Source organism: Rhodanobacter sp. sgz306013 (genome assembly GCF_057031145.1).
On the sequence record NZ_JBXCIJ010000002.1, the window covers coordinates 188,916 to 202,989 of the forward strand.

Annotated in this window: 8 protein-coding genes and 1 pseudogene; 3 read left to right on the forward strand and 6 right to left on the reverse strand. The window is 68.3% G+C overall.

The annotated features are described in order from the left end of the window. Positions 1-117: 117 nt before the first annotated feature. A complete protein-coding gene (locus AC2EWF_RS05900) occupies positions 118-1,497 on the reverse strand; it encodes a cytochrome C (protein WP_483638438.1) in 1,380 nt (459 codons plus the stop codon). A 489-nt stretch (positions 1,498-1,986) separates the two neighbouring features. After that, a pseudogene (locus tag AC2EWF_RS05905) lies at positions 1,987-2,616 on the reverse strand (homoserine/threonine efflux transporter). Between the two features lie 155 nt (positions 2,617-2,771). Here AC2EWF_RS05905 and AC2EWF_RS05910 point away from each other — a divergent pair. After that, on the forward strand, positions 2,772-4,058 hold the full coding sequence (locus tag AC2EWF_RS05910; RefSeq protein ID WP_483638439.1) for a nucleoside permease: 1,287 nt from the start codon (positions 2,772-2,774) through the stop codon (positions 4,056-4,058). Positions 4,059-4,068: 10 nt separating this feature from the next. On the opposite strand, the gene AC2EWF_RS05915 is transcribed toward AC2EWF_RS05910, so the two are convergent. Next, positions 4,069-5,781 (reverse strand): GGDEF domain-containing protein, encoded by a 1,713-nt coding sequence (locus AC2EWF_RS05915; protein WP_483638440.1) that lies wholly within the window; start codon positions 5,779-5,781, stop codon positions 4,069-4,071. Between the two features lie 227 nt (positions 5,782-6,008). Here AC2EWF_RS05915 and dusB point away from each other — a divergent pair, with 227 nt between their 5' ends. After that, a complete protein-coding gene (gene dusB, locus AC2EWF_RS05920) occupies positions 6,009-6,995 on the forward strand; it encodes a tRNA dihydrouridine synthase DusB (RefSeq protein WP_483638441.1) in 987 nt (328 codons plus the stop codon). Between the two features lie 7 nt (positions 6,996-7,002). On the opposite strand, the gene AC2EWF_RS05925 is transcribed toward dusB, so the two are convergent. Then, complete coding sequence (locus AC2EWF_RS05925) at positions 7,003-7,830, reverse strand: UDP-2,3-diacylglucosamine diphosphatase (protein ID WP_483638442.1); 828 nt, start codon at positions 7,828-7,830, stop codon at positions 7,003-7,005. Continuing rightward, positions 7,827-9,533, reverse strand: a complete 1,707-nt coding sequence (olsF, locus tag AC2EWF_RS05930) for a bifunctional ornithine lipid synthase OlsF (RefSeq protein ID WP_483638443.1) — start codon at positions 9,531-9,533, stop codon at positions 7,827-7,829. Before olsF ends, AC2EWF_RS05925 begins: the two co-directional genes overlap by 4 nt. Before the next feature lie 281 nt (positions 9,534-9,814). Between olsF and metK the strand changes: the two genes are divergently transcribed. Continuing rightward, a complete protein-coding gene (gene metK, locus AC2EWF_RS05935; RefSeq protein WP_483638444.1) occupies positions 9,815-11,014 on the forward strand; it encodes a methionine adenosyltransferase in 1,200 nt (399 codons plus the stop codon). An 85-nt stretch (positions 11,015-11,099) separates the two neighbouring features. Here metK and AC2EWF_RS05940 read toward each other — a convergent pair whose 3' ends face one another. Further along, entirely contained in the window at positions 11,100-13,997 is a 2,898-nt protein-coding gene (locus AC2EWF_RS05940; protein ID WP_483638445.1) for a serine/threonine-protein kinase, read from the reverse strand. Positions 13,998-14,074 lie beyond the last annotated feature (77 nt).

Consider the following 14,074-nt stretch of genomic DNA (forward strand, 5'->3'; position numbering starts at 1 on the left):
GGAAACAAGCAGGGCGTCACGGCTCCGTCCTGGCCCGGATACCTGAAATGAAATGCCCGGCAAGCAAACGGGGCCGGTCTTCGACCGGCCCCCGAAATCGCGCGTCCAGTTTGTTTCTCAGATCGCAAGCCAGATATATGCATACAAGGTGTTGTTGTCGCTGGCCTTGCGCCCGGCACCATCCACGTTGTGAACGAGACCGCTGAACTTGGTGTAGTAGGTGTATTGCAGTCCGAAGCGGACGTTGGCGTACGGTTGCATCCAGGACGTGGCCTTGCCGAATGGGTTGTAGTCGAACTCCAGAATGCCACCTTGGGTATTTGGCGACCCGTTGTTGCCGTAAAGCGTCAGGTCGTTGCTTCCGTTGTTGACGAACTGGCCCAGGGTGAAGCCATACGTGTTGCGGAACCAGTAGCTGCCCTTGATATTGAACGAGTCCAGACTGTCGTGCAGATTCGAGGACCCGCCGCCACCGTAGGTGTTGTTGAGCGTCTGCCTCTCGTGGACGTACAGGCCGTCGACCGTGACGACGTTGTCGCCCTTGAAGTACTGGTAGTCGCCCGAGAGTCCCACGTCGTTGAAGTTGTCGGTCGGGCCGGCCACCGGAATGGCGTTGCCGTTCAGATCGGTACCCAACGGGCCGCGCTTCATGTTCAGCAGGAACCCGCCGAACGTCAGGTTGCCGTGCGGAACCTGCCATGTATAAGCGGCACGGGCATACGGAGCCACCCCGGAGAGCCTGCCGTCATACGGGCCGTTGACATGATGCGCCCAGGCCACCGAGAGAGACCGGTAACCGCCTGCCTCGAGGTAAAGCTTGCCGTCGACCTGGACATACGCCGTGGCGCCGATCGACTGCGCGGCGAGACCGCCGAACAACATGGGTGCCGCCGGAGCGCCCGGAGCCAGGTCGGCGGCCATGTAGGGATAGATCCACGCCGGTGCCGAATTGAAGGCATCGCTGACCGTGGGATTGTTGTTGATCGAAATACCCCAGGTGCCGTTGTGGTCACCATGGCTGAACGGGTTGGCGTAGCGCACATCGGCGTTGTCCCAGCCGAGCAGCCCGCCGTTTTCCGAATAAGTCGCCTGGACAAAGGTGCCCATGTGATCGTTCAGGCGGCCGGCCAGAAATACGGATGCCTGCTGCAGTTCGAGGTTGTTGTTGGTGTCGAAGCCATTCGCCGGTGGCGCCGTCTGCGCCTTCGCCGTCTGCGTGAACGATTCGACCAGCATCAGCGACAACGGCACATCGGTGTCGTTGCCAACCTTCATCGTATAGCCGTTGATCTTGAACTCGCGCCCGAATGACGTCAGCTCGGGACCGAAACCACCGACATGGCAGGCGGCGCAGGGCTGATGGGTCTGCCGCGCATACGTCGGCACCGCCAGGACCAGGGTGGGCGCGAGCAGCAAGCAGGCCGCAGCGGCGAGCTTTTGCAACAAGGAGATGTTTTTTCCCTCTCCTGAAGGGTACCGCTTCATCATCACGGACATGGCAATGAGCTCCATCTGGCGGATTGTTAAGAATTCGTGCGGAAATGTAAGACCAATCGACATCTCCGCACTTGACTACGGTCAATTGAATGATCTGCCAGCGCGCGAAGTTGCAGGGAGTTCTTCAGGTGCCCGCCACGAATACGGGTGCCTGGTCGCCGGAACGACGGGCAAGACCAGTTGTTCGGGGCGTCCTAAAACGCCGCGCCGACCGACCAATCGTCCGGCTCCGGCGGTTGGCCCCATGCCGGTCAGAATGACGCGCGCCGATCAGGGTCGAGGGTTTTGATTCATCCACTCCGTCGGCACCGCGCCGCCATTCGGGCGCGGCGTGGAAGCTCATCAAATCATCCATGCGGGCAGGTCACGCAAAGCGCGACGCTGGTTTCGGCCTTCCCAAGTGCGCCTCAGGGGATTTCGGCTTGACCTGCCGTTCGGCTGCTGAAAACGTCCCGCCGGAATGGCACCAGCGGCAGCTCGGGGCCGACCTCAGGCTGCGCGACGCGCAAAGATCAGGTGCAGCCCGAACAGCATGAACACCGCACCGGCGCAGCCGCCGATCCAGCGACGCAGGCGCAGGTAGCCGCGGCGCATCGCCGGCAGCGCGAACACGCCGGCCACCAGGGTGAACCACAGCAGGGTCTCGGCCACCACCATCGACTACAGCCCCCAGCGCGCCCACGCGCTCTGCCCGTCGCCCACGAAGGCGGAGAAGATGCTGCCGAAATACACCACCACCTTGGGATTGGCGAGGTTGGTGAACAGGCCGTTGCGCAGGGCGCGCCAGGGGCCATTGGCCAGCTTCACCGCGCGCGCCGGTGTACCACCGGGCGGTGCAGCCAGTGCGCCGCGCAGCATCTTCAGTCCCATCCAGCACAGGTAGGCGCCGCCGCACACTGCGATCGCGCGCTCCAGCCACAGCAGACGGTGCAGCAGCAGCTGCAGCCCGAGCAATGCCAACGCCGCCCACAGGGCCACGCCCAGCGTGATGCCCGCCACGCCGGCCAGCGCCTCGCGGCGCGAGTGGCTCACCGCGGTCTGCGAGACGTAGAAGAAATCCGGGCCGGGGCTCATCAGGGCGATCAGCTGCACCACGGCGATGGTGAGGAACAGGCTCATGGGCAGGCTGCGCAACGGCTCGCGGAGGGCGAAGTGTAGCCGCCAGCGGCGGTGCGGCGCGCCTTGCCGGGTTCCCGGAAATTCCTCTACCCTGCCCCGATCCAAGCAGCATGGCCACGGGACCGTCCCCGGCCACACAGGGGATACCGACCGCCATGAGCCTCAAGCTCCGCCTCACCGTCCTGAATTTCCTGCAGTACTACATCTGGGGCGCGTGGTTGCTGACCATCGGCACGTGGTGGTTCCAGACCCAGCACTGGTCGGGTACCAGCTTCGGCGCGATCTTCTCGACCATGGGCATCGCCGCGCTGTTCATGCCTTCGCTGGCCGGCATCGTGGCGGACAAGTGGATCAACGCCGAGCGACTCTACGGGCTGTTCCAGATCGCCGGCGCGGTGGTGCTGTTCGCGATCCCGCATGTCGGCGACCCGCAACAGATGTTCTGGGTGATGCTGCTCAACATGTGCTGCTACATGCCGACGATCTCGCTGGCGATCACGGTGGCGTACAACGCGCTGAAGCAGGACGGCCTCGACGTGGTGAGCACCTACCCGCCCATCCGCGTATGGGGCACGGTGGGTTTCATCGCCGCCACCTGGACCACCAGCCTGCTCGGCTTCAAGGCTTCCGCGGCGCAATTCCACGTGGCAGCAGCCGCCTCGCTGCTGCTGGGCCTGTACGCCTTCACCCTGCCGAAGTGTCCACCCAAGCTGGACGCAGCGCACAGCCGCACCCTGGTAGACCGGCTCGGCCTGACCTCCTTCGTGCTGTTCCGGAACCGCAACATGGCGGTGTTCTTCGTCTTCGCCATGCTGCTGGGCGCGGCGCTGCAGCTCACCAATGCCTACGGTGACGCCTTCCTTTCCGACTTCGTGAAAGTCCCCGAGTACGCCAACCTGCTGACGGTGAAGTACTCGACCATCATCATCTCGATCTCGCAGTTCTCCGAAACCGCGTTCATCCTCACCATCCCGTTCTTCCTGAAGCGCTTCGGCATCAAGGCGGTGATGACGATGAGCATGCTGGCCTGGGTGCTGCGCTTCGGCCTGTTCGCGTTCGGCAACCCGGAGCCGCTCGGCGGCCTGTGGATGATCGTGCTGTCCTGCATCGTCTACGGCATGGCGTTCGACTTCTTCAACATCTCCGGCTCGCTGTTCGTCGAGGGCCAGGCCGATCCGAAGATCCGCGCCAGCGCGCAGGGCCTCTTCATGCTGATGACCAACGGCGTGGGCGCGGTGCTGGGCAGCCTGATCGCGGGTTTCGTGATCGATCACTTCTTCACCAACCACGCCTGCAACGACAGCGTGCTGATCTGCAAGGACTGGCACGGCATCTGGCTGGCCTTCGCCGGCTACGCGCTGGTGATGGCGCTACTGTTCGTGCCGCTGTTCAAGCATCGGCACGCCCCGGCGGCGGCGCCCCGTGCCGTGCCCACGCATTAGCAAGACTGGATCAACCCGCCAACTTGCTCGCCACGACCTGGTCGCGGCCGCCGGACTTGGCGGAATACAGCGCCAGGTCGGCGGCACGCATCCAGCTCGACAGGTCGTGGCAGCGTACGCCGTCGAATTGCGCCACGCCGATGCTGATCGTCAGCCTGGCCACCTGCAGGTCCTTGGGCAGCACGAGTGCCGCCGTGCCTGCACGCAGGCTCTCGGCCAGACGCATGCCGGCCGCAAGACCCGCCTGCGGGCACAGCACGGCGAATTCCTCGCCACCGATACGCGCCACGAAGCTGGCATTGCCCACCGCGTCGCGCAGGTAGTCGGTGAGCAGCCGCAAAACCCGGTCGCCCTGCGGGTGGCCGATGCTGTCGTTGATGCTCTTGAAATGGTCGATGTCGATCAGCAGCAACACGTGCGGCGGCGCCGACGGCTCGCGCGGCCGCCCGAGCAACTCGATGGCGCGCTGCTGGAACGCGCGGCGGTTGGCGATGCCGGTGAGCGGATCGCGCAAGGTCTGCGCCTGCAGTTCGGCGGCATGCCGGCGCTGCCCGCGCAACAGCAGCACGAGCAGGCCGACGATCAGCAGCAAGGCCCCCGCCAGCAGCGCAACGGTCAGGTTGACCAGGCGCTGGCGCCGCTCCTGCTCGCGCCTGCGCGCCGCGTCGGCCTGAGCCGCCTTGAGCTGCAGATCCTTCAGCTCGTTGGCATGCTCCAGCTCGCTGATGCGCAGCTCCTTCTCGCGCACTGCATAGCGCTGCTCCAGTTCGACCTCGATCGCGCGCAGCGCCGGCGTGTCGACGGCGCTGCCGAGCCGCGCCGCCTCGCGCTCGTCGGCCAACGCCTGGCGCAGGTCGCCGTCCTGCTCGGCCAACCGGCTCTCCACCTTCAGCATGTCGATCAGCTGGCCGTTGATGCCTGCCTTGCGCGCCTGCGCCACGGCCTCTCGCATCCGCGCGTAGGCCTGGCGACGATGGCCCAGCGCTGCCTCGGCCAAGGCGATGTCGGTGCTGGAATCCAGTGAGTCGCTGATGCGCCCCGCGGCCAGCTCCTGCTTCAACGAGGCCTGGGACAGGGCCAGCGCCTCGCGGGCACGGCCCTGCTTCAAATACATCTTCGACAGGTTGTCGCCCACCATCACCACCAGTTGCCCCGCCCCGGCCCTGGTGTAGTACTCGCGCGAACGCTCGTAGGCCGCGGCCGCGTCATCGACCCGGTTCAGCGTGGCCAAGGCGATGCCCACGTCATTCTCGGCATCGCCGATGCCGAAGTCGTCGTCGAGTGCGCGATAGGCGGCCACCGCCTGCCGGCACAGCGGCAGGGCCTTGGCGGCCTTTTCGTCCAGCGCGTAGGCGTCACACAACTGGAAGCGTGCCCACGCCGCGATCTCGGGGTCGGCGTGGCCCAGCACCTTGTCCGCCGCGCGCAGGGCCTCGCCAAGGCCTTCACCCAGCCCATTGGCGATATCGTGGCGCGCGCGCAGGAACCCCGCGGCGGCCGCGGCCACCGGATCGTGCGCTACCGCGGCCAGCCCTTCGAGCCGAAGCGTAGCCTCGGCCAGCGCGGCGTTGTCGTTGCTGTTTATCGCGGCTGTGCCCATGCCCCACAGCAGCTCGCGCTCGCGCGCGGATGACAACGTAGGACCCGCCTGGTCGAGCTGCTGGCGAACCGAGAGGATCAGGCCATGCGGATCGCTCACGGCGCGCTCGCGCAGTGCGTTCATGGACGCCGCGACGGCAGGCATCGCCATCAGCGTCAACAGCAGACCCAGACACGCCCCCCGCAGCATCCCAAGCCCCATTTTCCCGTCAAGCACCGCTGCTTGCGATCATAGCTTTTCCCGGCGGCTGTCACACTCACCGGAGCTTGTCCGCCGCCTTTGCGTGACAGCCGCGGCAAGGCAACAAGGGCCATGCGGAGACGGCGAACCGGCTCTTGTACAATGGCCACATGCAGATCGGCCCCTACCGTATCGACCCGCCGCTGGCGCTGGCCCCCATGGCCGGGGTCACCGACAAGCCGTTCCGCCTGCTGTGCAAGCGGCTGGGCGCGGGGCTCGCCGTGTCGGAGATGACCACGGCCGACCCGCGGCTGTGGGGCACCGCCAAGTCGTTGCGCCGCATGGACCATGCCGGCGAACCCGAGCCGGTGAGCGTGCAGATCGCCGGCTACGATCCGGCGATGCTGGCCGAGGCTGCGCGCTTCAACGTGGCCAACGGCGCCCAGATCGTAGACATCAACATGGGCTGCCCGGCGAAGAAGGTGTGCAATGTCTGGTCCGGCTCCGCCCTGCTGCAGGACGAGCCCCTGGTGGCGCGCATCTGCAAGGCCGTGGCGGACGCGGTGGACGTACCGGTGACACTGAAGTTCCGCACCGGCTGGGATCGCGAGCACCGCAACGCGCTGACCATCGCCCGCCTCGCCGAGGACGCGGGCATCGCCGCGCTCGCGCTGCATGGCCGCACCCGCGCGGACAAGTACGAAGGCGAGGCCGAGTACGAAACCATCGCCGCGGTGAAGGCCAGCGTGCGCATCCCGGTGTTCGCCAACGGCGACGTGACCACGCCGCAGCAGGCCAGGCACGTACTCGACACCACCGGCGCGGATGCGCTGATGATCGGCCGTGGCGCGCAAGGCCGGCCGTGGGTCTTCCGCGAGATCGCGCACTACCTCGCCTCCGGCGAGCAGCTGCCCGAGCCGACGCCGGACGAGGTGGCCGCGATCCTGCTCGGCCACCTGGAACACCTCTATGCCTTCTACGGCGAGCAGGCCGGCGTGCGCATTGCGCGCAAGCACCTGGGCTGGTACGCGAAGGATCGGCCGGAGAACGCGGCCTTCCGCGGGGTAGTCAACCGTGCCGAAACCGCGGCCGAACAGCTGCGGCTGACCCGCGACTATTTTGCTGCGCTGTCGGCCGGCGAGCGCCTGGCCGCCTGATTGCGCCTCAGGCAGCCAGTTCGCGTGGCGGCTCCACCGCCGTCAGGCGCAGCCGCGGCGGCAGCTCGGCCTGCACCTCGCCGCGAGGACCCAGGAGGCGCAGCGTGCCGTCCATGTCCTCGGCCAGCACGGTGAGGCTTTCCACCCAGTCGCCGTCGTTGGCATAGACCAGGCCATCGCGCTGCATCAGCGCGGCGCGATGGATGTGCCCGCAGACGATGCCGTCGAGGCCGCGCTGCGCGGCATCGTCCAGCCCGGCCTGCACGAAGCGCGCGATGTAGCGTTCCGCGGCGCCGCTATGCCGCTTCACGAAGGCGGACAGCGACCAGTAGCGCAGGCCGAGCCGCCGCCGCGCCAGGTTCAGCCAGCGGTTGCAGCTGAGGATGCGGTAGTAGATCCAGTCGCCCAGGCGTTCCTGCAGGCCGCCGAACTGGGTGACATTGTCGTAGTCGTCGCCGTGCGTCACCAGCAGGCGGCGTCCGTCGGCGGTGACGTGGATCGCCCGCCGCCGCATACGCAGGCCCGGTATCCACAGGCCGCACAGCCGCCGCAGCGGCCGGTCGTGGTTGCCGGGCACGTAGGTGATCGCCGTGCCGCGCCGGTGCAAGGCATGCAGTGCCTCGATCACCCGCGCGTGCGCACCACCCCAGCAGGTACGCCAGCGCGCGATCCACCACAAGTCGACGATGTCGCCCACGAGGTAGAGCTGCTCGCAGCGCAGGCCGCCCAGGAAGTCCGCCAGCTCCGCCGCATGGCAATGCCTGGCGCCCAGGTGCACGTCGGACAGGAACACCGTCCGCAGCCGCCGCACGGACGGGCCGGACGGGCGCCTCATGCCAACGCATCCTGCCGGCGCTCCAGGTAGCGCTGGCGCTTGCGCGGGCGTACCTGTTGCAGGTCGACCTCGATCAGTCCGTCGATGGAGCCGCTGAAGTCCGGATCCACGCCGAAGGCGAGGAAGCGCGCGCCGCCGGGTTCGCACAGATCGGTGTACTGCTTGTACAGCATCGGCACGGTGGCGCCGAGCCGGTCGAGCGCCTGCCTCAGTGCTTCGTGCGCGGCCGCACCGTCGAGTCCGTCGAACGACGGCTCCTGCTGCTTGAACGCAAACGGCTGGCGGGCGCTGGCCAGCGGCTGCGCGCTGCCGTGGTAGCGCCGGTAATAGGCCACGATCTGTTCGCTGGCCGCGCGCGGCAGCGCGGCGCTGATCGACACCGCGCCATAGAGGTAGCGCACGCCGGGATAGCGCTGCAGGTAGGCGCCGATGCCCTGCCACAGGTAGTCGAGGCTGCGGCTGCCCCAGTAGTCGGGCACCACGAAGCTGCGCCCCAGTTCCAGCCCTGCCGCCAGCCGCGGCACGGCCGCGTCGGCATAGCGAAACAGCGACGCGGTGTACAGGCCGGCCAGCTCGCTGCGCGCCAGCGCCTCGGCGCCGCGCATCACGCGGTAGGCGCCGGCGATGCGCGCCGCCTGCGCGTCCCATACCAGGATGTGGTCGTAGTGGGCGTCATAGGCGTCGAGATCGCGGCTGCGGCCGGTGCCCTCGCCCACCTCGCGGAAGGTCAGCTCGCGCAGCCGGCCGATCTCCTGCAGCAGCGGCGAGCCTCCGGCGGCGCGGGCCAGGCGGATCTGCTTGCCGTCGCTGGTGGCACCGAGCAGTTCGGTGGCAGCCAGCGCTTCGGCCAGCGCACCCGCATCGACGGGCGCCGCCAGCGGTTGCGGACCGGCCACGGCCATCGTTCCACCGCGGCCGAGTGCGTGCAGTGTCTGGCGGATCCGCCGCAGCGCATCGCGCTCGCACTCGTCGACAGCTATCCGCATCGGCTCCCCCACGTGCAGGCGTACCGGCCGGCGCCGGCGGGCGAACATCTCGCGCGCCAGCAGCGCCGTCGATGCCGGGCGGCACAACGCGGAGATCCCGTAAAACAGCGCCGAATTGCGCGCCTCGATGCGCACCGGCAGTACCGGCGCCGACGCACGCCGCGCAAAGCGCAGGAACCCGGGGCGCCAGCGCGTGTCGCGCACGCCACGCAAACCGAGCCGCGAGACTTCGCCGGCGGGGAACACGATCACGCATTCGCCGTCGCGCAACGCGCGCTCCACCCGGCGCAGGCTGGCCGCACCGGCGCCGCCGCCGAACACGCGCACCGGCAGCAGCAGCTCCGCCAGCGGCTCCACCAGCGCCAGCACCTCGTTGGCGATGACGCGCACGTCGCGCCGCACCCGACCCACCATGTCCAGCAGCGCCAGCGCGTCGAGAGCGCCGGAGGGATGGTTCGCGACGATCAGCAACGGCCCGCTGGCGGGAATGCGCGCCAGCGCGGGCGCGTCCAGGTGATAGCGCAGCCCCAGATGCCGCATGGCGGCCTCGACGAAGGCGAAGCCGCGCAGCTGGCCATGCATGGCACAAAAGGCGTCGATGCCGTCAAAACCCGACCAGCGCGCCAGCCCGTGCAGCAGCGGCACCGCCAGGCGGCCGCGGCCGCCGCGGAACCAGTGCGGATAGCGTTGCTGCAGACGCTGCTCGATCGCTTGCATGGCGACGACCCCCGGCTTGGCCTGTCGCAAGATTGCGCGATTTCGTGGACGACGACGTTGCGCCGCCGCGTCAGCAGCATGACAACCCCCGGGGCGCGGCAGCCGCCGCCAGTCGGCGGCGCGCCCGGCTTGCGGGAGGTATCCGCGCCAGCCGTCCAGACGTCTGAACGCGCCGCTAACCTGCAACCCGCCTGAATTTGCGCTGGCTGCAAAATCGGGGACGGCGTTGTATGATGCCGCCTTCTTTTATCTCTTTATCCGTACACGAGGATATAAACGCGATGTCCAGCCATCTGTTCACCTCCGAATCGGTCTCCGAAGGCCATCCGGACAAGGTCGCCGACCAGATCTCCGACGCCGTGCTCGACGCGATCCTCGCGCAGGACCCGCGCGCCCGCGTGGCCTGCGAAACCATGGTCAAGACCGGCGTGGCGATCGTCGCCGGCGAGATCACCACCTCGGCGTGGATCGACCTGGAAGCGATCACCCGCAAGGTCATCCTCGACATCGGCTACAACTCCAGCGACGTCGGTTTCGACGGCGCCACCTGCGGCGTACTGAACCTGATCGGCAAGCAGTCGCCCGACATCAACCAGGGCGTTGACCGCAAGAAGCCCGAGGAACAGGGCGCCGGCGACCAGGGCCTGATGTTCGGCTACGCCACCAGCGAGACCAAGGACTACATGCCGGCGGCGATCTACTACTCACATCGCCTCGTCGAGCAGCAGGCCAAGATCCGCAAGAAGAAGAACTCGCCGCTGCCGTGGCTGCGCCCGGACGCGAAGAGCCAGGTCACCCTGCGCTACGACAACGGCGTGGCCACCGCGATTGACGCCGTGGTGCTCAGCACCCAGCACGATCCGGGCGTGAAGCAGAAGGACCTGATCGAAGCCGTGCGCGAGCACATCATCAAGCCCGTGCTGCCGGCCAAGCTGCTGCACAAGGGCACCAAGTTCCACATCAACCCGACCGGCAAGTTCGAGATCGGCGGCCCGGTGGGCGACTGCGGCCTGACCGGCCGCAAGATCATCGTCGACACCTACGGTGGCTGGGCCCGCCATGGCGGCGGCGCGTTTTCGGGCAAGGATCCGTCCAAGGTCGACCGCTCGGCCGCCTACGCCGCACGCTACGTGGCCAAGAACATCGTGGCGGCCGGCATCGCCGACCGCTGCGAGGTGCAGGTGAGCTACGCGATCGGCGTGGCGCACCCCACTTCGATCTCGGTCACCACCTTCGGCACCGGCAAGATCAGCGACGACAAGATCGAGAAGCTGATCCGCGCGCACTTCGACCTGCGCCCGTACGGCATCCTGCAGATGCTCGACCTGATCCACCCGATGTACCAGCAGACCGCCAGCTATGGCCACTTCGGCCGCAGCCCGGTCGAGGTCAAGGACAAGAACGGCAAGGGTTACACCGCGTTCTCGTGGGAAAAGACCGACAAGGCCGAGGCACTGCGCAAGGCTGCCAAGCTGAAGTAAGCAGGCGTCCTTGCCCATCGGAACGGGCCGCGCAAGCGGCCCGTTTTCGTTTGGATCACGTGCCACGAATGGAGCGAGGGCCGGCTCACTGCCTCAGCATGCGGATCGCCTCGTCGCGCACGCTGCGCATGGCGGCGTTGAGCGTTTTCGGGTCCATTGCGATCACCGGGTCCATGTAGCGCCGGCGCACCTCGGCCGCCTCGGTGCTGTCGTGCAACTCCTCCAACACCGAGTACAGCCGCGAGGCGCTTTCGATGGTGTGCGCGTCGCGCAGCCCCAGCAATTGCTCGCGCTCGTCCAGCGCCCGCCGGTAGGCGTCGCGCGAGGCGTCCCAGTGGTGGGCGTCGTCCTCGATGTCGCCCATCAGGGTTCGCGTGGCGGAAATCATCGGGTGCTGCGGCCCCAGCACGCGCAACTGGCCGGCCAGGCACAGCCTGGCCTCGGCCAGTGCCTGCGCGTATTCGCCGGCGTCGTCCAGCAGGCTGGCCAGGCTGCCGTGCGCCATCAGGGTCTTGGGGTGGTCCGGGCCCAGTTGGCGTTCGTGGGCCGCCAGGATCTGCCGCTCCAGCGCGATCGCCTGCGCGTAGTACACGCGCTGTTCGGCCGAGGCCTTGGCATAGCTGCCCTGCTTGGCCAATAGCCGCACCATCACGGTCTCGGCGGCGATGGTGTCGGGATGGTCGCCGCCCAGTTCGCGGCGGCGTGCGTCGATGACCCGCTGCAGATCCGCTGCGGCCGCGGCGAAGGCCTTGGGCTCCTGGGCGAGGTAGACCTCGTCCGTCGCCACCATGTATGTGGCCGCCAGCGTATCCGGGTGATCCGCACCCAGCCGCTGTGTGCGGGCGGCAGCGACCTGGCGTGCGAGCGCGAGCGAACGTTCGTACTCGTAGCGGTAGTGCAACAGCCGCGCCTGGACCAGCATGGCGTCGAGGGTCTGCGGGTTGTCCGCGCCCAGCGTACGCTGGTCCAGCGCCACCAGAGGCTCGGCCAGCTGCAGCGCGCGGTCGCGCTGGCCCAGCCCGATCAGCGTCATCACCAGGTCGCGCTGCAACTGCATCAGGCCGGAATCGGTGGGCGGGAGGCGCGTTTTCAGTATCGCGTAGAGCGCATCCTGCTTCTGCAGCGCCTGCTGCAGATGTCCCTGCTCGACCAGCATGCGTGCCGCGCCGGCTTCGGCCGCGACCCTCAGCGCACCGGTGGGCGGCTCGGCCTGCGCCAGCTTCTCAGCCTCGGCATACATGGCCGCCGCGTCGGCAGTGTGGCCCTGCTTCTCCAGTGCCTGCGCCAGATCCAGGCGCACGGAGAGCTGGTCGCGATCGCCGGCCGGCAGCAGCCTGACGCGCACCGCGAGGACCTTGCGCAACTCCTCGGCGGCATGCGCGTAGCTGCCGATGCCGAGCAACGCCCGCGCCAGCGACTGGCGCAAGTCGGCGTCCAGCAGCGGCGCGTCGGGGAAGGCGCGGTCCAGGCCATTCAAGGTGTGGCCGATCACGTAGTCGTCCATCGCCTCGCGCGCGATGTCGGTGGCCTGCACGCCGGCGAAGGCCTTCGCCAGGCCATCGTCCGCGGGCCGGGCGGCGCTCGGCGCGGCCCGCACCAGCAGCGCATCGACCTGCCGCTGCGCGGCCGCGACCATGGCGTGCCCCATCGCACCGATGTCCACGCTGTCGTACATCGACTGCTGGAACTTCACCATGCGTTCCAGTTGCTGCTGGCGCTGCTCGGCCAGCCGCTGCTGCACGCGCGCTTGGTGCAGCGAATAGAGCGAGGTGGCGAGCCCGGCCAGCACGCTGAGCACCAGGGCGGTGGTGGCGGTCAACGGCCAGCGGTTGCGCTGCAGGAAACGGCGCAGGCGGTACAGGCGGCGACCGCGCCGCGCCAGCACGGGCCGCTGCTCCAGCCAGTTGCGCAGGTCGGCGGCGAGCGCGCCGACGGTGGCATAGCGCTCGCTGGCCTGGCGGCGCAGCGCCTTCAACGCGATCGCGTCGATGTCGGTAGGCACCGCACGACGCGGCGTCTCCTCGCCGTTCGCCTGCCGCGACTGCGCGCTGCGGCTGGGCGGCACGATCTCGCCGGCGACGATCGCGTGGCTGAGCTGGTGCGGCGTGGTGATGTGCTGCCAGGGGCGCCGCCCCGCGACCAGCTGGTACAGCACCATGCCCAGGCCGTAGACGTCCACCGCGGTGGTCAGCGGCTGCTGCTCGATCTGCTCCGGGCTGGCGTAGGCCAGGGTGAGTGCATGCTGGCCGGTTTCGGTGAGCGTACCTTCGACGGCCTGCGCGTCGATCAGCCGGGCAATGCCGAAATCCAGCAGCTTGGGCTGGCCCTGCGCATCGACCAGGATGTTGGCGGGCTTCAGGTCGCGATGGATCACGAGGTTGCGGTGCGCATACTCGACGGCCGCGCAGACCTTGAGGAACAGCGAGATGCGCTCGCGCAGGTCGAGCCCGTGCCGTTCGCACCAGGCGTCGATGCGCTCGCCCTCGATGTACTCCATCGCCAGGAAGGGCTGGCCGTCGGACAGCACGCCGCCGTCGAGCAGGCGCGCGATGCCGGGGTGTTCCAGCCGCGCCAGCAATTGCCGCTCGCGCGCGAAGCGCTCCAGCAGTGTGGGCGAACCCACCGCGCCGGCGCCGAGCACCTTCAACGCCACCTGCTGCACGAAGCCGGCATCCGCGCGCTCGGCCAGGTAGACCACGCCCATGCCGCCCTCGCCCACGCGGCGCACCAGCCGGTAGCGGCGGGGCGCGGAAGTGTGTGCGTCGAGGCCGCTGAGGTCGACCGTGTCGCCCGGCAGCAACGGCAATGTGGCGGTGTGGCTGCGTTCGATCGCGGCGATCATCCAGCGCACTTCGCGGGCCAGCGCCTCGTCGTCCGCGCATTCGCGCGCGATCGCGGCGTCACGGTCGGCCGCGCCGATCTCCAGCACGCCCGCGACGATGCGCTTTGCCCGCAGATAGCGGTCGGTCAGCTGACCGGTCATGGTTGGCCCCTGTGTGCGCCGCGCGCCCCTTGCATGCGTGTGCAGCCGCCCTGCCGCGCGTCAGCGGCACAGGATAA

Coding starts and splice junctions, on each gene's coding strand:
- dusB (WP_483638441.1), top strand. CDS start 6,009: ATGCAGATCGGCCCCTACCGTATCGACCCGCCGCTGGCGCTGGCCCCC.
- AC2EWF_RS05900 (WP_483638438.1), bottom strand. CDS start 1,497: ATGTCCGTGATGATGAAGCGGTACCCTTCAGGAGAGGGAAAAAACATC.
- AC2EWF_RS05925 (WP_483638442.1), bottom strand. CDS start 7,830: ATGAGGCGCCCGTCCGGCCCGTCCGTGCGGCGGCTGCGGACGGTGTTC.
- AC2EWF_RS05915 (WP_483638440.1), bottom strand. CDS start 5,781: ATGAACGCACTGCGCGAGCGCGCCGTGAGCGATCCGCATGGCCTGATC.
- olsF (WP_483638443.1), bottom strand. CDS start 9,533: ATGCAAGCGATCGAGCAGCGTCTGCAGCAACGCTATCCGCACTGGTTC.
- AC2EWF_RS05940 (WP_483638445.1), bottom strand. CDS start 13,997: ATGACCGGTCAGCTGACCGACCGCTATCTGCGGGCAAAGCGCATCGTC.
- metK (WP_483638444.1), top strand. CDS start 9,815: ATGTCCAGCCATCTGTTCACCTCCGAATCGGTCTCCGAAGGCCATCCG.
- AC2EWF_RS05910 (WP_483638439.1), top strand. CDS start 2,772: ATGAGCCTCAAGCTCCGCCTCACCGTCCTGAATTTCCTGCAGTACTAC.